The sequence below is a fragment of the Nitrogeniibacter mangrovi genome (assembly GCF_010983895.1).
In the GTDB taxonomy this organism is placed as follows: Bacteria; Pseudomonadota; Gammaproteobacteria; order Burkholderiales; family Rhodocyclaceae; genus Nitrogeniibacter; species Nitrogeniibacter mangrovi.
The window spans coordinates 2068712-2086302 of sequence record NZ_CP048836.1; the positions used below are offsets into that span (position 1 = coordinate 2068712).

At 66.0% G+C, this 17591-nt stretch carries 15 protein-coding genes; 11 read left to right on the plus strand and 4 right to left on the minus strand.

Annotation, left to right across the window (positions count from 1 at the left end; translation table 11 throughout):
- The first annotated feature begins 107 nt into the window (after positions 1 to 107).
- From G3580_RS09490 to G3580_RS09500, 3 genes are all read left to right on the plus strand, one after another.
- On the plus strand, positions 108 to 1361 hold the full coding sequence (locus G3580_RS09490) for a lipoprotein-releasing ABC transporter permease subunit (RefSeq protein WP_173765016.1): 1254 nt from the start codon (positions 108 to 110) through the stop codon (positions 1359 to 1361).
- Positions 1354 to 2052 (plus strand): lipoprotein-releasing ABC transporter ATP-binding protein LolD, encoded by a 699-nt coding sequence (gene lolD, locus G3580_RS09495; RefSeq protein ID WP_173765017.1) that lies wholly within the window; start codon positions 1354 to 1356, stop codon positions 2050 to 2052. Before G3580_RS09490 ends, lolD begins: the two co-directional genes overlap by 8 nt.
- Before the next feature lie 145 nt (positions 2053 to 2197).
- Positions 2198 to 4219 (plus strand): methyl-accepting chemotaxis protein, encoded by a 2022-nt coding sequence (locus G3580_RS09500; RefSeq protein ID WP_173765018.1) that lies wholly within the window; start codon positions 2198 to 2200, stop codon positions 4217 to 4219.
- Between the two features lie 51 nt (positions 4220 to 4270).
- Here G3580_RS09500 and G3580_RS09505 read toward each other — a convergent pair whose 3' ends face one another.
- Complete coding sequence (locus tag G3580_RS09505) at positions 4271 to 4819, minus strand: DUF2062 domain-containing protein (RefSeq protein ID WP_173768745.1); 549 nt, start codon at positions 4817 to 4819, stop codon at positions 4271 to 4273.
- Positions 4820 to 5038: 219 nt separating this feature from the next.
- Between G3580_RS09505 and G3580_RS09510 the strand changes: the two genes are divergently transcribed.
- On the plus strand, positions 5039 to 7228 hold the full coding sequence (locus G3580_RS09510) for a DNA internalization-related competence protein ComEC/Rec2 (protein WP_267313330.1): 2190 nt from the start codon (positions 5039 to 5041) through the stop codon (positions 7226 to 7228).
- A 144-nt stretch (positions 7229 to 7372) separates the two neighbouring features.
- A complete protein-coding gene (locus G3580_RS09515; protein ID WP_217424637.1) occupies positions 7373 to 8278 on the plus strand; it encodes an alpha/beta fold hydrolase in 906 nt (301 codons plus the stop codon).
- A gap of 82 nt (positions 8279 to 8360) precedes the next feature.
- Here G3580_RS09515 and G3580_RS09520 read toward each other — a convergent pair whose 3' ends face one another.
- The 3 genes from G3580_RS09520 to ppsR all read right to left on the minus strand — a co-directional run bounded on the left by G3580_RS09520 (position 8361) and on the right by ppsR (position 11682).
- Entirely contained in the window at positions 8361 to 9497 is a 1137-nt protein-coding gene (locus G3580_RS09520) for an ABC transporter substrate-binding protein (RefSeq protein WP_173765020.1), read from the minus strand.
- Positions 9498 to 9635: 138 nt separating this feature from the next.
- Positions 9636 to 10805 carry a DUF2863 family protein gene (locus tag G3580_RS09525; protein WP_173765021.1) on the minus strand — a complete coding sequence of 390 codons (1170 nt, stop codon included), beginning with the start codon at positions 10803 to 10805 and terminating at the stop codon, positions 9636 to 9638.
- Positions 10806 to 10851: 46 nt separating this feature from the next.
- Complete coding sequence (gene ppsR / locus G3580_RS09530; RefSeq protein ID WP_173765022.1) at positions 10852 to 11682, minus strand: posphoenolpyruvate synthetase regulatory kinase/phosphorylase PpsR; 831 nt, start codon at positions 11680 to 11682, stop codon at positions 10852 to 10854.
- Positions 11683 to 11796: 114 nt separating this feature from the next.
- Here ppsR and ppsA point away from each other — a divergent pair, with 114 nt between their 5' ends.
- The 6 genes from ppsA to G3580_RS09560 all read left to right on the plus strand — a co-directional run bounded on the left by ppsA (position 11797) and on the right by G3580_RS09560 (position 17547).
- A complete protein-coding gene (gene ppsA, locus G3580_RS09535; RefSeq protein WP_173765023.1) occupies positions 11797 to 14163 on the plus strand; it encodes a phosphoenolpyruvate synthase in 2367 nt (788 codons plus the stop codon).
- Positions 14164 to 14327: 164 nt separating this feature from the next.
- Entirely contained in the window at positions 14328 to 15329 is a 1002-nt protein-coding gene (locus G3580_RS09540) for a M23 family metallopeptidase (protein ID WP_217424638.1), read from the plus strand.
- A gap of 11 nt (positions 15330 to 15340) precedes the next feature.
- Positions 15341 to 15718: a hypothetical protein gene (locus G3580_RS09545; RefSeq protein ID WP_173765024.1), complete on the plus strand. Its 378-nt coding sequence runs from the start codon at positions 15341 to 15343 to the stop codon at positions 15716 to 15718.
- Positions 15719 to 15781: 63 nt separating this feature from the next.
- Positions 15782 to 16234, plus strand: coding sequence for a bactofilin family protein (locus G3580_RS09550; RefSeq protein ID WP_173765025.1), 453 nt, complete (start codon positions 15782 to 15784; stop codon positions 16232 to 16234).
- Between the two features lie 6 nt (positions 16235 to 16240).
- Positions 16241 to 16687 (plus strand): NfeD family protein, encoded by a 447-nt coding sequence (locus tag G3580_RS09555; protein ID WP_217424639.1) that lies wholly within the window; start codon positions 16241 to 16243, stop codon positions 16685 to 16687.
- A gap of 8 nt (positions 16688 to 16695) precedes the next feature.
- Entirely contained in the window at positions 16696 to 17547 is an 852-nt protein-coding gene (locus G3580_RS09560) for an SPFH domain-containing protein (protein WP_173765026.1), read from the plus strand.
- Positions 17548 to 17591: the final 44 nt, after the last annotated feature.

Genomic DNA, 17591 nt, shown 5'->3' on the forward strand with positions numbered 1-17591 from the left:
CGCGACGGGCCTGCCGGGCGAGGAATTTGTTAAAGGGTTCGTCGCATCGCGTTGTCGTGCCGGATTGGGCACAATGGCGCCTTCGACGATTCCCGGGTCCGAGCCCCATGCCATACGAAACCCTCATCGGGCTGCGCTACACGCGCTCGCGCAAGCGAGCCCAGGGGCGCAACCGGTTCATTTCCTTCATCTCGCTGGTGTCGATGCTCGGGATCGCGCTGGGGGTGGCGGCCCTGATCACGGTGCTGTCGGTCATGAACGGGTTTCAGGAAGAATTGCGCAACCGCATCCTCGGTGTCGCCTCGCACGCCCAGATCACCAGCGTGACCGGGCAGCTGGCCAACTGGCAGCAGGTGGCGCAGACGGCGGCGGGCAATCCCCACGTGCTCGCCACCGCGCCCTTCGTGCAGGCCCAGAGCATGCTCAGCTTCGATCAGAACGTGCGCGGCGCGCTGATCCGCGGGGTGTTGCCGACCGAGGAGGACCGGGTGGCCGACTTCGATCGCGACATGAAGGTCGGTTCGCTCTCAGACCTCAAGCCCGGCGGCTTCGGCATGATCCTCGGCAAGGAGCTGGCCCAGGCGCTGCGCGTGGGCGTGGGCGACAAGGTGACCCTGATCGCACCCCAGGGCCTGGTGACGCCGGCCGCCGTGCTGCCACGCATCAAGCAGTTCACCGTGGTGGGGATCTTCGAAGCCGGCATGTTCGAGTTCGATTCGGGGCTGGCGCTGATCCACATGCGTGACGCCCAGGTCATGTTCCGCACCGCCGACAACGTGAGCGGGGTGCGCCTCAAGCTCGACGACCTGTTCAACGCGCCACGGGTGGTGCGCCAGCTGGCCACGGAATACGGCCCCGACACGCTGCTCACCGACTGGACCCGCACCCATGCGAACTTCTTCCGTGCGGTGGCGCTGGAGAAGAAGATGATGGCCATCATCCTGTTCCTGATCGTCGCCGTGGCCGCCTTCAACATCGTCTCCACCCTGGTGATGGCGGTGCAGGAAAAGTATGCGGACATCGCCATCCTGCGCACCCTGGGCGCCAGCCCGCGCTCGATCATGGCCATCTTCATCCTCCAGGGCGGCATCATCGGCATCGTCGGCCTGCTGGTGGGGGTGATCGGCGGCATCGCGCTGGCGACCAACCTCGACGTGGTCATCCCGGCCCTCGAACACCTGCTCGGAACGACCCTGTGGAACAAGGAAATCTATTACATCAACGAGATGCCTTCGCAGGTGCTCGCCTCCGACGTGATCGGCATCACCTCCACCTCGTTCATCCTCACGCTGCTGGCCACGCTCTATCCGAGCTGGCGCGCGGCGCGGGTCAATCCGGCGGAGGCGCTGCGTTATGAGTGAGCACAAGACGCCGGTGCTGGCCTGCGAGGGGCTGGTGAAGCGGTTCCGCGAGGGGCCGGACGCGGTCGTGGTGCTCAACGGCGTGACCCTGTCGGTGGCGGCGGGGGAGCGGCTGGCCATCGTCGGCGCCTCGGGCTCGGGCAAGAGCACGCTACTGCACCTGCTCGGCGGACTCGACACCCCCAGCGGCGGCTCGGTGCGGCTGGCCGGGGCCGATTTTTCGACCCTCTCCGAGGCGGCGCGCGGCCGCATCCGCAACCGGCATCTGGGCTTCGTCTACCAGTTTCACCACTTGCTGCCCGAGTTCACCGCACTGGAGAACGTGGCCATGCCGCTGTATATCCGTCGTCTGCCAAAGGCGGAGGCGGACGAGCGTGCCGCCGCGATGCTCGGGCGAGTGGGCCTCTCGCACCGGCTCGATCACACCCCCGGAGAGCTGTCCGGGGGCGAACGCCAGCGTGCGGCCATCGCGCGGGCGCTGGTGACGGAGCCGGCCTGCGTGCTGGCCGACGAGCCGACCGGCAACCTCGACAGCCGGACCGCGGCGGCGGTGTTCGACCTGATGCTGGAGCTCAACGAGGCGCAGTCGACCAGCTTCGTGATCGTCACCCATGACGAGGCCCTGGCCGCCCGAACCGGCGGTTCGGTGCGCCTCGAAGACGGGCGACTCATCCGGGATGGGTACCCGTAGGGATTGTTGACCCAGGTCAACCAACTGAAATTTTCAGGCTTTTTGACGCGCTTCGACCCTCAAGTGCAGCGCGTTTTCGCCGTGAGCACTCCCAGTTGCCCGGTCGCTGCCCACGGCGATCGCTCGACTTGTTTCGGAGCGCCTCATGAAAGCCCTGTTCCTGCCCGCCGTCGCCATCCTCAATCGCGTTCGGTACACCACCAAGTTCCTGCTGATCGGCATCATCACCGCCTTGGTGTGCGTGCTGCTGGTCGCCCAGATCTATTCGGAAGGCAGTGCCTTCGTCGAAAACGCCCGCTTGGAGAAGGATGGCCTGGTCGTGCTCGAAGACATGATGGGGGCGCTCGGACTGATGCAGCAGCACCGGGGCATGACCGCCGGTCTCAAAGGGGGCGACAGCTCGCTTGCTGCGAAAGTACAGGCCAAGGCCGATGCGCTCGATCAGGCCATGGCGAAGGTCGATGCCAGCATGGCCGGGCCCGGTGCCGCGTTCGGCCTCCAGGCGCGCTGGACGGCCATCAAGGCCGACTGGGCCCCGCTCAAGGCCGGCCGGCCCGAAGGTCGGCATGAGAACTTCGCCGCCCACACCGCCCTGGTGAGCAAGACGCTCGCGCTGATGGAGGCGGTCGCCAATGCCTCGCACCTGAGCGCTGATCCGGATGTCAGCGCCGCCAACCTGATTCGCGTGCTGGTGAGCGACGCGCCCGAGATGACCGAACGCCTCGGCCGGCTGCGCGGCTACGGCACCGGCATCGTCGCGCGCGGCATGATGACCGCAGAAGAACACGATGTGCTGATCGCCCATCTCGCCCAGCTCGATCTGACCAAGACGAATATCGTCACTCGTCTGGAGCGCGCGACGGAGGCGTCCCCTGACCTCAAGCCGTTGCTGGACGGGGCGATCGGCGACGTCAATGCCGGTTACGAGCAACTCGATACCCTGGCCCGCCAGGATCTGCTCGGGGGGGCCTTCAGCATCAAACCGGCCGAGTTCTTCGATGTGGGCACGAAGGCGATCGCCGGGATCGTCCATCACCTGGACGCGACCATCCGCCCGACGCTGCGTGCCCGTATCGACGCGCGCACCGACCGGGCCAGCACGCGCCTGACCGGGCTGATCGTGCTGTCCGCCGTGGCGGCATGCGTGGTGATCTACCTGATGACGGGGATGTACTACTCCATCGTCGGGTCGGTACACGAACTGACCGAGGGGGCCGAACGGCTGGCCAGCGGCGACTACACCAGCCGGGTCGAATTTTCCGCCCGGGACGAGCTGGCCGAGGTCGCCGATCGCTTCAACGCCATGTCCGCCAGCCTGCGGACAATCATCGGGCAAGTGAAGCAGACGGCGGCGGAACTGAGCACGGCGGCGGCGCGCATGACCAAGTCCGCCTCCGAGGTCGCCAGCGGGTCGGAGCGCCAGAGCGAATCGGCCACCTCCATGGCGGCCGCCATCGAACAGATGACTGTCGGCATCGACGAGATCTCGCGAAACGCCGTGGCCGCGGCCGATCGTAGCAAGGCCTCGGGCGCCCTGGCCTCGGAGGGCGGTGACGTGGTGCGCAAGTCGGTGGCCGAGATGGAACGGATCGCCGACTCGGTCAACGCCACCGCCACCGTCATCCGCGACCTGGGCGAGCAGTCCGGCCGGATCTCCACCATGGTCAGCTCGATCAGCGAAATCGCCGAACAGACCAATCTGCTCGCGCTCAACGCCGCGATCGAGGCGGCGCGCGCCGGCGAAAGCGGGCGCGGTTTCGCGGTGGTGGCCGACGAGGTGCGCAAGCTGGCCGAGCGCACCGCTCAGGCCACCCACGAGATCACCGACATGGTCGAAGCGATCCAGACAGGCACCGACAAGGCCGTGGTCACCATGGAAAGCGGGGTCGAGCAGGTGCGCCTCGGCGTCGATCTGACCATCCGCGCCGGCCAGTCGATGGACGAGATCAACGACGGCGCGTCGAGTGTGGTGGAGTTCGTCGCCGACATCTCCCATTCGCTGCGCGAACAGAGCTCGGCGAGCACCGAGATCGCCCAGAATGTCGAGGCCATCGCGCAGATGGCCGAAAGCAACAGCGCTGCCGTGCGGGGCACGGCAAACACGGCCGCCGAACTCGAACGGATGGCCAACACCTTGCGTGACGAAGTCTCCCGGTTCCGGGTCTGAACCATCCGGGACCGTTCTGGTCTGCGGCGCGGCGCAAGCTGCGCCGTTTTTTTATCTCCGATGCGGGGACCGACCTCGTTTGCGCCGATGCCAGGCACGCACCAGATGCCAGCGCCACCATCCCCGGACGGCCACGTAGCCCAGTGCCGCGAGACTCAGCCCGAGCAGGACGAGGCCCAGCACCAGCGGTGCGCCCAGGCCGATCATCCACTCGATCAACGCCTGGACCCATGTGCCGAATCCGCCATCGTGCCATTGGGGAGGCGGCGTGAAGGGGTGGCCGTCGCCGATGAACCAGGTGCCGATCGTGAACGCGACCAGGTAGAGCGGCACGATCGTGAATGGATTGGTGTAGAGCGTGGTGACCAGTGCCAGCGGAAGATTCACCCGAAAGACGACGCAGCACAGCGCGGCGCCGAGCATCTGGAACGGCCCGGGTATCAGCCCGCAGAACAGCCCGACCGCCACCGCACCGGCAGCGGAGTGCCGGTTCAGATGCCACAACCGGGGATGCAGCAGGGTGCCGGACAGCGGTCGCAGCCAGCGATTGTGGCGAACCGAATCCGGGTGCGGCAGGCGGTGCTTGAGGAATTTGCGCATGGTGCGCCGATTGTAGCCAAAGCCCGGCACGACGGGCGGCGGGCGGCGGTCTCGCCGGCTCGTCAATGACTCGCCAATGACGATGTCGTATTCTTTGTCGCCATGGTGGTGTTCATAATCGGATTTTCCATCGGGATCTGTGTCGTCCAGCAAGCAGCAACGCTGCCACCGCTGTGGCCGCTGGTCGTCGCTGCCGGTGCCGCGCTGGCAGGTAGCCGCATGGCGCGCGCCGGCATGTCGCGCCGTTTCGCCGTCGGCCTCATGGCGCTGCTGCTCGGCGCCGCGTACGCCACCGGGCGGGCCGAGATCCGCCTGGCCGATCGCCTGCCTGTCACGCTTGACGGGCAGGTCCTGACCCTGACCGGTTCCGTCGTGGGGCTCCCGCAAGCCCTCGATCATGGCATGCGCTTCCTGTTCCGGCCGGATGCCGGCGGGCGGGTGCCGCCCGTACCCGAACGGATCCGCCTGGCCTGGTATGACGACCCGGCGCAACCATCCGCCGGCCCCGGTCGGCTGGAACCCGGCGAGCGTCTGCGTCTGACCGTCCGGCTGCGGCAGGTGAGCGGGCTGCACAATCCGGGCGGATTCGACTACGCCGGCTGGGCGCTGGCACGCGACATCGGCGCACGCGGCTATGTGAAGGCCGGTGCGCGCCTACCGGGGCGCGATGGCGGGGCGGTCGACCGCATGCGCATGCGCATCCGCCGCTGGATCGACACCCACGCGGACCCGACCGTCGCGCCGTTGCTGGTGGCCATGGCGGTGGGCGATCAGTCGGGAATCGCGGCGTCCGTCTGGGATGTGCTGCGCGCGACCGGAACCGCGCACCTGGTGGCGATTTCCGGTCTGCACGTATCGATCGTGGCGCTGCTGGTCGGTGGGGCGCTCGCCCAGGGGTGGCGGCGGATTCCGGCCCTGGCCTTGCGCTGTCCGGCGCGTCGCGCGGGCGTGATCGCCGGCTGCCTCGCTGCGCTGGGATATGGTGCCCTGGCAGGCTTCGGCATCCCGGTGATGCGCGCCCTCATCATGCTCCTGGTCGCCGCCGTGGCATTGTGGCGCAGCCAGCGGCCCGCGGCCGGCCGGGTGCTGGCCCTCGCGGCCGCCCTGGTGCTCGTCATCGACCCCTGGGCGGTCCTGTCGGCGGGATTCTGGCTTTCGTTCGGCGCCGTGGCCGCCCTGGTACTCGGCCTGTCGGGCCGGCGCGGCGGCGACCGGCGGCTGTGGCGTCTGGCGCGGGCACAACTGGCGATCGGTCTGGTCACGGCTCCGGTGCTGGTCGTCGGCTTTGGGCAGGTATCGCTGGTGGGCGCACTCGTCAATGTGCTTGCCATCCCGGTGGTCGGGATGGCGGTGGTGCCGCTGTTGCTGGTCGCTGTCGTAAGCCGCTGGGTCCTGCTGCTCAAGTTCGCCTCGGCGATTGTCGGCGCCCTGATGCCGGTGTTGACGGCAGCCGCCCAGCTGCCGTTGGCCACCTGGCAACATGCCGCGCCGCCCGGGCCACTGGTGCTCGTCGCGCTGCTGGGCAGCACCATCGCGATACTCCCGAGGGGCACACCGTTGCGCGGGGTCGGCATATTGCTGATGGCGCCGGTCGTGCTGTGGACGCCGCCTGCGCCTGCCCACGGGACCTTCGAGGCTCGCGTCATCGACGTGGGGCAAGGCCTCGCGGTGCTGGTCCGCACCGCCCATCACGTACTCCTGTATGACGCCGGGCCGTCCTATTACCACGGCGGCGACGCCGGCCGTTCGGTCATCGTGCCGCTGATGCGCCACCTCGGTGTGCGGCGCCTCCATCGGATGGTGCTGTCCCACGACGATGCCGACCATGTCGGTGGCGCGCGCAGCGTACTCGGGGCGCTTGAGGTCGGGAGCATCGATGCCGGATCCGGTGTTCATGTGCGCGGGCGGGCCGTCGAGCGCTGTGTGGCGGGGCAGCACTGGCAATGGGACGGCGTGCGGTTCACCTGGCTTCACCCGGACACGGGCGCCGCGTGGCACAGCGACAACAACCGCTCCTGCGTCCTGCGCATCGGCTCGGTGGCCGGATCCTTGCTGCTGACCGGGGACATCGAAGCGCCGGTCGAAGCGCATCTGCAGGCGACGGGGCGATGGCAGCCGACCGAGGTCGTCGTCGCGCCGCATCACGGCAGCAAATCGTCTTCCAGCGAGGCGCTGATCGATTCGGTGCATGCCCATGACGTGGTCTTTTCCGCCGGCCGCACCAATCCGTACGGCCATCCCGCGCCCGTCGTGGTCGAGCGCTGGCACGCTGCCGGCGCACGCAGCTGGAGCACGGTGGACGATGGCGAGGTGCGCATCGACGCCGACGACGGCCGCCTGAGCCTTCACGCGTGGACCGCCGAACATCGCCGATACTGGCATTCGGACGTGGCTGATCCGCGCCATTGAGCTCCCGTGCACGGCACGTGCGCGGGCTTCGCCGCCGTGAATCACGCGGTTGCGGTGTATGCTCGCGGTGTGTCAACAGGGGGCGAATCGATGGCGTTCTTCAAACGGTTGCGCAACTGGCTCACGACGAAGCCGGAATGGCAGATGCGGCAACGCTCGGTCCAATGCGTCAGCGCGCACGGCCTGCATCACATGGCCTACACGGAGTGGGGCGATCCGCACAATCCGAAGGTGCTGATGTGCGTTCACGGGCTGACGCGCAACGGCCGCGATTTCGATTTTCTGGCCCGGGCGCTCGCCTCGGACTATCGCGTGGTGTGCCCCGACGTGGTCGGGCGCGGACGCAGCGACTGGCTGCCGGTCAAGGAGGATTACGGCTTCCCGTTGTACGTGGCGGACATGATCACCCTGATCGCGCGGCTGGACGTGGAGCATGTGCATTGGGTGGGCACCTCGATGGGTGGCCTGATCGGCATGCTCATCGCCGCGCTGCCGAATTCACCGATCAGCCGCCTGGTGCTCAACGACGTCGGGCCGATGATCACCGTGGCGTCGATCCGTCGCATTGCCGAATACGTGGGCACGGCGCCGACCTTTCCGGACAAGGACGCCGCCATGGCGTACATCCGCGAGGTCAGTGCGCCATTCGGGCCACTGACAGACGCCCAGTGGCGGCACCTGACCGAATACGCGATCCGGCCGGTCGATGGCGGTTACGTGATGATCTACGATCCGGGTCTGGCCGAGCCGTTCCGGCAGACCCCGCTGATCGCGAACGTGGACCTGTGGTCCACCTACGATGCCATTTCGTGTCCGACCCTGCTCATCCGTGGCGCCGATTCCGATCTGCTGTTGCACGAAACCGCCGCCGAAATGGCCACCCGCGGGCCACGGGCGCGCCTGGTGGAGATTCCCGGTGTCGGCCATGCCCCGATGCTGCTCGACGACACCCAGATCAGCATCGTGCGCGACTTCCTGCTCACCCACCCGGAAGCGGATCGGGGCGTGCCGGCGGCCATGACATCGCGGATGGATGCCGAGCCGGTCTAGGCTCCGTGGCGTCTTGTCCGGTGGTCGTGGCACCGGTTTGCCTGCCCCCAATCGTGGTCTCGAGAGGCCGCCGTGGCGGCCACTAGCGCAGCAGGTGGCCGTTGCGGTCGAGGATCGAGATGTCGGTGTATTCGGCGCCGTCGTGGTCCGACGGTGAATAGCGGATGGTGAGGCCGCCGGCATCGAAGCGCCCCATGTGCTCCAGCGTAGCGAGAATGCTCGGGCGATCGACCCGTTCGCTGCGCCGCATGGCCTCGACGAGCACCCGGGCCATCAGGTAGCCCTCGAGCATCGTGTGATTGGCGGGGGCCTTGACGCCGATCCGGCGCAGATCTTCGCCAAGCTCCCGACTGATCGGTACCGCCTCGGACGCCGGGTCCGGCACCACCTGCACGACCCCCAGGCCGTGGGCCAGCGCGGTACCGATCTTGTCGGCCACCTGCGGTCCGGTGGTCACCGACAGCGCGATGAGCAACGCGTAACTGCCCGCCTCGCGCAGCTGCTTGACGAACGCCGCACTCGCAGCGGTGTTCGACACCATGATGACGCCATTCGGGTCGGCCGCATGGATGGTGCGGACCGCTTCGCTCACCTCGGTACTGCCCTTGGCGTAGGCGCCGGTCGCCACCAGGGTGATACCCGCGTCCGCCAGCGCGGTGCGCGCCGCGGCCAGACCGTCCTGGCCGAAAGGGTCGTCCTGGTGGAACACGGCCACGCGCTTGAGGCCCATGCTGTGCATCTGGCTCACCACGCGGCGCACCTCGGCAGCATAGCTTGCCCGGGTGTGGAAAATGGTCGGCGGCACCGGCCGACGCAAGGCGCTGGCACCGGAACGAACGCCCACCAGCGCGATGCCGGCCTTCTCCAGAAGGCCGTCGCGGTTCAGCGCCAGGGTGTTGCCGGTGCCCACGAAACCGATGAGCGCGACCGGATGCTGCTCGGCCAGCAGCGCGCGGGTCTGCTCGAGCGTCTTGTCGATCTGGTAGGCGTCGTCGCGGGTGACGAGTCGAACGCGTTGCTTGTGGATGCCGCCGTCGGCATTGACCCGGGCCAGATAGGCTTCGATACCGGTGCGCACGCCGATGCCGGTAGGCGCCAGCGTCCCGGTGAAAGGGGCCACCTGGCCGATGACGATATCTTCGGCCGCGACCGGTCCGGTCACGCCGATCATCAGGATCAGGCCGAGCACGACCGAACGGTGGAACGAGGCAATGCGCATGGGGGTGTCTCCGCGAATACTGCCGACGTCTTCGGTCGGTCGCGTCTCAAGTGATGTCCGGTTTATGCGTTCCGGGACCGCATTGCGCAATTGTTGAAACCACGTACCCGCCGCGCGGCCGCGGCGGCAGATCCGGGTTCAGTGCAGATGGCGGGGAATCTGGGCCGCGTCCTCTTCGGGCAGCTCGGCATGCACCGCCTCGCCGTCCGGGGAGGGATAGAGCGGGGCGCCGCAGTCGTCGCAGAATTCGAGCGGGAAACGGTGATCGAGCACGTCGATGTCGGTGACGCCGCATTCACGCAGGCTGCGCTCGATCTGCAGCGGCACCTCGCTGTGCTCGTCCTCGGCCCCGAGCAGCGGCCAGACGATGCCATGGATCACGGTGTCGTTGTCCCGCAGCGTGATCCCGATCCGGAATTCCTCGAGCTTGCGATCGTGAAAAGGCGCGACCACTGCCCGCAGGTTGGCCGCCGGCACCGCCAGGGTGGTGCCCAGGAAGGCGACCGAGGCGCGCACCGAGTAGGCGCGGCTCTCGCGGTCGGCGCGGCGCGAGGCGGCGAAGTAGGCGTCGGGCAGGACCAGATCCATCGCGCAGCCCGGCAGCAGCGGCATCAGGCAGGCGCCGCCCTGACTGCGCCACTGGGCCAGGGCGTGCTCACGTTCGCCGCCCGGCTCCTGCCAGCGGAACATGGGCGCGCCACGGGGCACGGCCACGGCAAACAGCAGGTAGCGGGTGTCGGAGAGGAAATGCGCGGTGTCCGGCAAATCCTGGGTGTCGATGCTCAGGTCCCGGTTCTGCAGCGCCGCCTCACCCAGCGAATCGGCCAGGCGCGCAGTGTTGCAATAGCCCACCGGCAGATGGTCGGGACTGAACAGGAAGTCGGCGAGCGCCAGCTTGACGCCGTCCGCGAGCACATGGGCCTGCAGGTGCACCCGCAGGTTGGCGAGCACCGCCGAAGGGATGGCGGCGGCGGGAATGCGGTAGCGTGACCAGGCCAGCAGCGGCGCGGCGAGCAGGATGATGTCCTGCTCCGGTGCCCGACGACCGGCATTTTCCGCGCGCGATTCGACGAAATCGGCCAGCTCGTCGTAGGCCGTCGCGTTGCTGCTGTAGAGGAAGTCGAGGGCCTCGTTGATCGGGGCCTCGTCGCCATCGTCGAGCAACTGATCGATCAGCGTGCTCAGGTGCTGTTCCCAGAAGCGGTCTTCGGCGCGATTGCCGGATTCGGCCAGGCCATTGGCGAGCCAGACCAGGCGTTCGGCGTCACTGCCGAGTCCTTCGCGTCGGGGCGTACGGGTGCGTTTCATGTCTTTTGGTGGGGATGTCTGCCGGGGCGGCGCATTGTACAACGGCTCAGTAGCCGCGCTTGTCCAGATGAATTTCCTGGATGATCTTGGTGGAGATCTCCTCGATGGAACGGGCCGTCGAGTCGAGCCAGGGGATGTGCTCGCGCTGCATCAGGCGCTGCGCCGCCTCGATCTCGTAGCGGCAGTTCTCCAGCGAGGCGTAGAGGCTGTCGGGACGTCGCTCCTGACGGATCTGCGCGAGCCGTTCGGGGCTGATCGTCAGGCCGAACAGCTTGCGGCGGTATTTGTGCAGCTCGGTGGGCAGCTTGTTGCGTTCGAAGTCTTCCGGAATGAGTGGGTAGTTGGCCGCCTTGACCCCGAACTGCATCGCCAGATAGAGGCTGGTCGGCGTCTTGCCCGAGCGCGACACCCCCACCAGGATGACGTCGGCGGTGTCGAGGTTCGCGTGGGAGACCCCGTCGTCGTGCGCCAGGGTGAAGTTGATCGCCTCGATCCGGTCCTTGTAGTCGAGGCTGTCGGCGATGCCATGAAAGCGGCCCACGGTGTGGGTGGACTTGACCCCCAGTTCGCTCTCGAGTGGTTCGATGAAGCGCTCGAGCAGATCGAGATAGAGGGCGTCGGCCTGGCGCACCGTGGCCAGCACCTCCGAGTCGACCAGGGAGTTGAAGACCACCGGCCGGGCACCGTCGTTGCGCGCTGCGTCACGAATCCGCGAGGCGCACTCGCGAGCCTTGGCGACCGAGTCGACGAACGGCAGGCGCACCTGCTTGAAGCGCATCTCGGGAAACTGGGCCAGCAGGCTGTGGCCGAGGGTTTCCGCGGTGATGCCGGTGCCATCGGAGATAAAGAAGACGGTGCGTGATTTGTTGTCGTTCATCAGTGGGTGCGTTGTGCGATCATTGGGTTAACCCTGCTTTGCGGCATAGCAGCATTTCGCTATAAAGCGGACCTGGTTATTACACAGTTTTTACATCATTCCGGAAGAACAGTTATGACTCGTTACGTCATCCCGTTTCAAGAACTGAGAATGTCGGACGTCGAAAGCGTAGGCGGCAAGAATGCCTCGCTCGGCGAGATGATCAGTCAGTTGCCCTCAAGTGTACGCGTCCCCGGCGGTTTTGCCACGACGGCGGCGGCCTATCGCGAGTTTCTGGCACACCAGGGGCTGAACGACAAGATCAATGCGGCACTCGACGCGCTCGACGTGGATGACGTGGACGCCCTGGCCCGGACCGGTGCCGAAATTCGCCAGTGGATCGTGGACCTGCCGTTCCCGGCCAAGCTCGAAGAAGAGATCAAGACCGCCTACGAGGCCATCACCGCCGAAGGCGAGGGCAGTTTCGCGGTGCGCTCCTCGGCGACCGCCGAAGACCTGCCGGACGCTTCCTTCGCCGGCCAGCAGGAAACCTTCCTGAACATCCACGGCTACGACAACATCCTCCACGCCATGAAGGAGGTGTTTGCCTCCCTGTACAACGACCGGGCGATCGCCTACCGCGTGCACAAGGGTTTCGCCCACGCCGACGTGGCCCTGTCCGCCGGCGTGCAGCGCATGGTGCGCTCCGACACCGGCGCCTCGGGGGTGATGTTCTCCCTCGACACCGAGTCGGGCTTCAAGGACGTGGTGTTCATCACCGCCTCCTACGGCCTTGGCGAAACCGTGGTGCAGGGCGCGGTGAACCCGGATGAATTCTATGTGCACAAGCCCACCCTGGCCGAAGGCCGCCCGGCCGTGGTGCGACGCAACCTGGGCTCCAAGCTCATCAAGATGGAGTTCACCGGCGACCGCAGCGCTGGCAAGTCGGTGCGTACCGTCGACGTGCCGGAAGACGATCGAAACCGCTTCTCGCTCAGTGACGAGGACGTGCTCGAGCTGGCCCGTTACGCGGTGATCATCGAGAAGCATTACGACCGCCCGATGGACATCGAGTGGGGCAAAGACGGCGACGACGGCAAACTCTACATCCTCCAGGCCCGTCCGGAGACCGTGAAGAGTCAGCAGACCGGTCACGTCATGGAGAAATACCGCCTCAAGCAATACGGCAAGGCGCTGGCGCACGGCCGTGCCATCGGCCAGAAGATCGGCCAGGGGTCGGTGCGGGTGATTGCCGATGCGGCGGAGATGAACCGTGTCCAGCCCGGTGACGTGCTGGTCACCGACATGACCGATCCGAACTGGGAACCGGTGATGAAGCGCGCGAGCGCCATCGTCACCAACCGTGGCGGCCGCACCTGCCACGCCGCCATTATCGCGCGCGAACTGGGCATTCCCGCCATCGTCGGCTGCGGCAACGCCACCGAGGTGCTGGACGAGGGCGACACGGTCACCGTCTCCTGCGCCGAGGGCGACACCGGTTACGTCTATCGCGGCAAGCTCGAGTTCGAAGTCATCACCACCGATACCGGCAACCTGCCGGACATCCCCGTCAAGGTGATGATGAACGTGGGCAACCCGGAGCTGGCCTTCGAGTTCGCGCAGATCCCGAACGGCGGTGTCGGCCTGGCGCGCCTGGAGTTCGTGATCAACAACATGATCGGCATTCATCCGAAGGCCATCCTCGAACTCGACCAGGTGCCCAACAGCCTGCGCAACGAGATCCTGCGTCGCTCGCGCGGTTACGCCTCGCCGCGTGATTTCTTCATCGAGAAGCTGGTGGAGGGCGTCGCCACCATCGCCGCGGCCTTCTACCCGCAGCCGGTGATCGTCCGTCTGTCAGACTTCAAGTCGAACGAATACCGCAAGCTGCTCGGCGGCGAGATCTACGAACCCGAGGAAGAGAACCCGATGCTGGGCTTCCGCGGCGCCTCGCGCTACATCGCCCACAGCTTCCGCGACTGCTTCGAGCTCGAATGCCTGGCCATGCGCAAGGTGCGTGACGTGCTCGGCCTCACCAACGTCCAGCTGATGGTGCCGTTCGTGCGCAACGTCGAAGAAGGCGCCGAGGTCGTCGACCTGCTGGCGCGCCACGGCCTGGAGCGCGGACAGAACGATCTCAAGCTCATCATGATGTGCGAGATCCCGTCCAACGCGCTGCTGGCCGACGAGTTCCTCGATATCTTCGACGGCTTCTCCATCGGCTCCAACGACCTCACCCAGCTGACCCTCGGCCTCGATCGCGATTCCGGTCTCGTCGCCCACGCCTTCGACGAGCGCGATCCGGCGGTCAAGAAGCTGCTGTCGATGGCGATCCAGTCCGCCAACCGCAAGGGCAAGTACGTGGGCATCTGCGGGCAAGGGCCGTCCGACCACGCCGATTTCGCCGAATGGCTGATGGACGAGGGCATCCAGACCATTTCCCTCAACCCGGACACGGTGATCGACACCTGGCTCAAGCTGGCGGCGCACCGGCAGCAATAATCCGCGCAGGATATTGTCATCGATGACGGCAGGATTCCGCTCAAGTCGGGCGGGATTCTGCCGTTTCTCTTTTTTGCATTTCCGGTGATACACTCGGTCAGTTTTTTGCCGACCTTGCGCCAGCGCAACGTCGGTCACCGCAACATTTGAAACAATCGCCTTCCTTGGCAGCGGCCCCGCGGGACCGCTGCCAAGGAAACACGACAAAGACAAGACGGAGTAAGACGCGAATGGCCTTCGTCATTCACTCCGCCAAGGCGCTGACGCAATCCAAGGTGCGGGCGATTCACGGCCGGACCCTCGTCGTCGGCGTTGCGGCCGCGATGCTGTTGACGCTTGCCGGTGGTGTCTGGATCGGCTACGGGCTGGCACCCTCGGTAACACCGGTTCCCGACGAGCCGGTCGTGCAGACCACCGATTCGGCGCCCGAAGAGCGCTTCATGATCGACAAGCTCGGCAAGCTGTCCGGACGCCTGTTCCAGCTCGAATCCGAAGCCGAAACGCTGGCCGAGCGCATCGGCGTGATCAACGCCTTCGAGAAGCATCTCAAGAAATCCGTTCCGCCGGTCGAACAGAACGCACCGAAGGACGACTCCCTCGGTGGTCCGATGATTCCCCCGGTCGGGGACCGACTGTCCTTGGAAGCGCCGCCCGAAGACGCCACCCCCACCGAAACGGTCGCGAGCATCGAACGCCAGCTCGAGGCCCTCGACGCCGCCCTCGACGCAATCGATTCGGCGACGACACGACGCCAATTCGCGCACATGCTCTTCCCAAGCCGGATTCCGGTGCGCGACGCCCGACGTAGCTCCGGATTCGGTAACCGCTACGATCCGTTTACCGGCAAGCGGGCCTTTCACAGCGGGCTGGATTTCGCTGCGCCGATCGGCACTCCGATCTATGCCAGCGCCGGTGGCAAGGTCATCAAGGCGGGCTGGAACCACGACTACGGCTACAAAATCGAAATCGACCATGGCAACGGCCTCGTGAGCCGCTACGCCCACACCTCGAAGATGTACGTCAAGCCCGGCGACATCGTCAAACCCGGCCAGCACATCGCCGATGTGGGCTCTACCGGGCGTTCAACGGGCCCGCACCTGCACTTCGAAATCCTCGAGAACGGCCAGTTCGTCAATCCGGCCCACTACCTGATCGGCGCTTCCTGAGCGCACACGTCATGTTCCGCAAACGCGCCAGCACGGTGGAGCTGTCCTCACGGCCATTGGTTCTCGAAAATCATCGGGCACATCGCCGGTGGCTGACGTTCGCGGTTTTCCTGATCGCGCTTTCCGCGCTGGGTTATCTCGCGCTCAACTATGTCGAACGCATGTTCTCGCCGGCGGCGCGTGTCGCCGTACTCGAATCCGAAAACGCCCGGCTGACTGCGGCGCTCGACCAGGCGCGCACCGAACTGGAACAGTTGCGGCTGAAGCGGGAAATGGATCGGGCCACGCAGAAGGAACTGGAAAACCAGGTCAAGACGCTCAACGACGACGTCTCGCGCCTCAAGGACGAGCTGAATTTCTTCAAGAAGACCAAAAACAAGCCGTCATGAATCCATGCCGCGCGTGCCATTCCACGCGTTTCAACCAATACCCGCAGCATACGGAGGTAGGAGATGTTCGGTAGAAAGAAGACCCGGACCCCGTCAACATCCATTGAAATCAACAAGCTCTCGAGCCTGATCGCCGACAATGTCGAAGTGGTCGGCGACGTGATCTTTTCCGGAGGGCTGCGGGTCGACGGACGCATCGAAGGCAATGTCATCAACAAGGATGACGAGCGCGGATTGCTCGTGCTCAGCGAAGACGGCTGCATCGAAGGCAGCGTGAAGACGCACGATGCCGTCGTCAATGGCACCATCATCGGCGACCTGTCGGTGGCCCACTTCCTCGAACTGCAACCCAACGCCCGTGTCACCGGCAATATCACCTATCGGCAACTGCAGATGGATTGCGGTGCCGCCGTCGATGGCAAGCTGGAAAAAACCGACGACGAGGACGAAGGCCGCAGCAAGGTGGTCGACTTCGGCGACAAGAGCCCGGCCGCCGCTTCGACGACCAACGGCTGACATCCCATGATCGCCCCGGTCTGGTGGCACTGGATCGTCCTCGGCATCGTCCTGATGCTGGTCGAGCTCGCGGTGCCCGCATTCTTCGTCATCTGGTTCGGCCTTGGCGCGTTGCTGGTCGGGCTCGGTCTGCTGCTGATGCCCGCGCTGTCGGTCACCGCCCAGGTGGTGCTATGGACCGGCGCATCCGTCGCAATGACCGTCCTGTGGTTCCGCGTGTTCCGCAGCGACCGGCCGTCGACGCGCTCCGGAAATTCGGCCTCCGCGATCGGCGAGATCGGACTGGTCACCACGGCGGTCGCCCCCTTTCAGCCCGGCCAGGTCCGCTTCCAGAAACCCGTGCTCGGCGCCGAGCAATGGCAGTGTCGCGCCGATGAGCCGATCGCCGCCGGCGATCGCGTTCGCGTGGTCTCCATCGAAGGCAACTACGTTCAAGTCCAGAAAGCTCACTAGGAAAATCCATGTCCGATGCCCTGATCGTCATGATCGCGGTGCTGATCTTCGTGATCATCACCATCGCCAAAGGTGTTCGTCTCGTTCCGCAAGGCCAGGAGTGGGTGGTCGAGCGCCTCGGCAAGTATCACGCCACGCTGTTGCCCGGCCTGAACATCGTCATTCCCTATCTGGACAACATCGCCTACAAGCTCATCACCAAGGACATCATCCTCGACGTCCAGGAGCAGGAGGTGATCACCCTCGACAACGCGGTCATCCGCGCCAACGCGGTCGCCTTCGTCAAGGTCACCGACCCGGTCAAGGCCGCCTATGGCGTGACCGATTTCGCCGAGGCGATCCGCAACCTCATCATGACGACGCTGCGCTCCATCATCGGCGAAATGGAACTCGACCAGGCGCTGTCCTCGCGCGACAAGATCAAGGCCCGGCTGCGCGAGAGCATCGCCGACGAGGCCATCGACTGGGGCCTGACGGTCAAGTCGGTGGAGATCCAGGACATCAACCCGTCGCCGTCCATGCAGGCGGCGATGGAAATGCAGGCTGCCGCCGAACGGGAACGCAAGGCCATGGTCACCAAGGCGGAAGGTCTCAAGCAGTCGGCGGTGCTCGAAGCCGAAGCACGCCTGGAATCGGCCAAACGCGATGCCAGTGCGCAGGTGATGCTGGCCGAAGCCTCGGCCGAATCCATCCGCCGGGTCGCCGCCGCCGTGGGCGACAACACCGCGCCGGTGCAGTATGTGCTGGGGGAAAAGTACGTCAGCGCACTGCAGGACCTCGGCGCTTCAGACAACAGCAAGATCGTGGTGCTGCCGGCTGATCTTCAGGAAGCGGTACGCGGCCTGTTCGCCAAGCGTTGAAAACGCGGCAGGGGACATTGCGGAGGCTGCCTGCGGGCAGCCTG

Bases quoted from the DNA above. Each gene is read 5' to 3' on its own strand.
- G3580_RS09525 (WP_173765021.1), bottom strand. From the start codon at position 10,805: ATGAAACGCACCCGTACGCCCCGACGCGAAGGACTCGGCAGTGACGCC.
- G3580_RS09555 (WP_217424639.1), top strand. From the start codon at position 16,241: ATGATCGCCCCGGTCTGGTGGCACTGGATCGTCCTCGGCATCGTCCTG.
- ppsA (WP_173765023.1), top strand. From the start codon at position 11,797: ATGACTCGTTACGTCATCCCGTTTCAAGAACTGAGAATGTCGGACGTC.
- G3580_RS09510 (WP_267313330.1), top strand. From the start codon at position 5,039: ATGGCGCGCGCCGGCATGTCGCGCCGTTTCGCCGTCGGCCTCATGGCG.
- G3580_RS09545 (WP_173765024.1), top strand. From the start codon at position 15,341: ATGTTCCGCAAACGCGCCAGCACGGTGGAGCTGTCCTCACGGCCATTG.
- G3580_RS09560 (WP_173765026.1), top strand. From the start codon at position 16,696: ATGTCCGATGCCCTGATCGTCATGATCGCGGTGCTGATCTTCGTGATC.
- G3580_RS09505 (WP_173768745.1), bottom strand. From the start codon at position 4,819: ATGCGCAAATTCCTCAAGCACCGCCTGCCGCACCCGGATTCGGTTCGC.
- G3580_RS09490 (WP_173765016.1), top strand. From the start codon at position 108: ATGCCATACGAAACCCTCATCGGGCTGCGCTACACGCGCTCGCGCAAG.
- G3580_RS09515 (WP_217424637.1), top strand. From the start codon at position 7,373: ATGCGGCAACGCTCGGTCCAATGCGTCAGCGCGCACGGCCTGCATCAC.
- ppsR (WP_173765022.1), bottom strand. From the start codon at position 11,682: ATGAACGACAACAAATCACGCACCGTCTTCTTTATCTCCGATGGCACC.
- G3580_RS09520 (WP_173765020.1), bottom strand. From the start codon at position 9,497: ATGCGCATTGCCTCGTTCCACCGTTCGGTCGTGCTCGGCCTGATCCTG.
- lolD (WP_173765017.1), top strand. From the start codon at position 1,354: ATGAGTGAGCACAAGACGCCGGTGCTGGCCTGCGAGGGGCTGGTGAAG.
- G3580_RS09500 (WP_173765018.1), top strand. From the start codon at position 2,198: ATGAAAGCCCTGTTCCTGCCCGCCGTCGCCATCCTCAATCGCGTTCGG.
- G3580_RS09550 (WP_173765025.1), top strand. From the start codon at position 15,782: ATGTTCGGTAGAAAGAAGACCCGGACCCCGTCAACATCCATTGAAATC.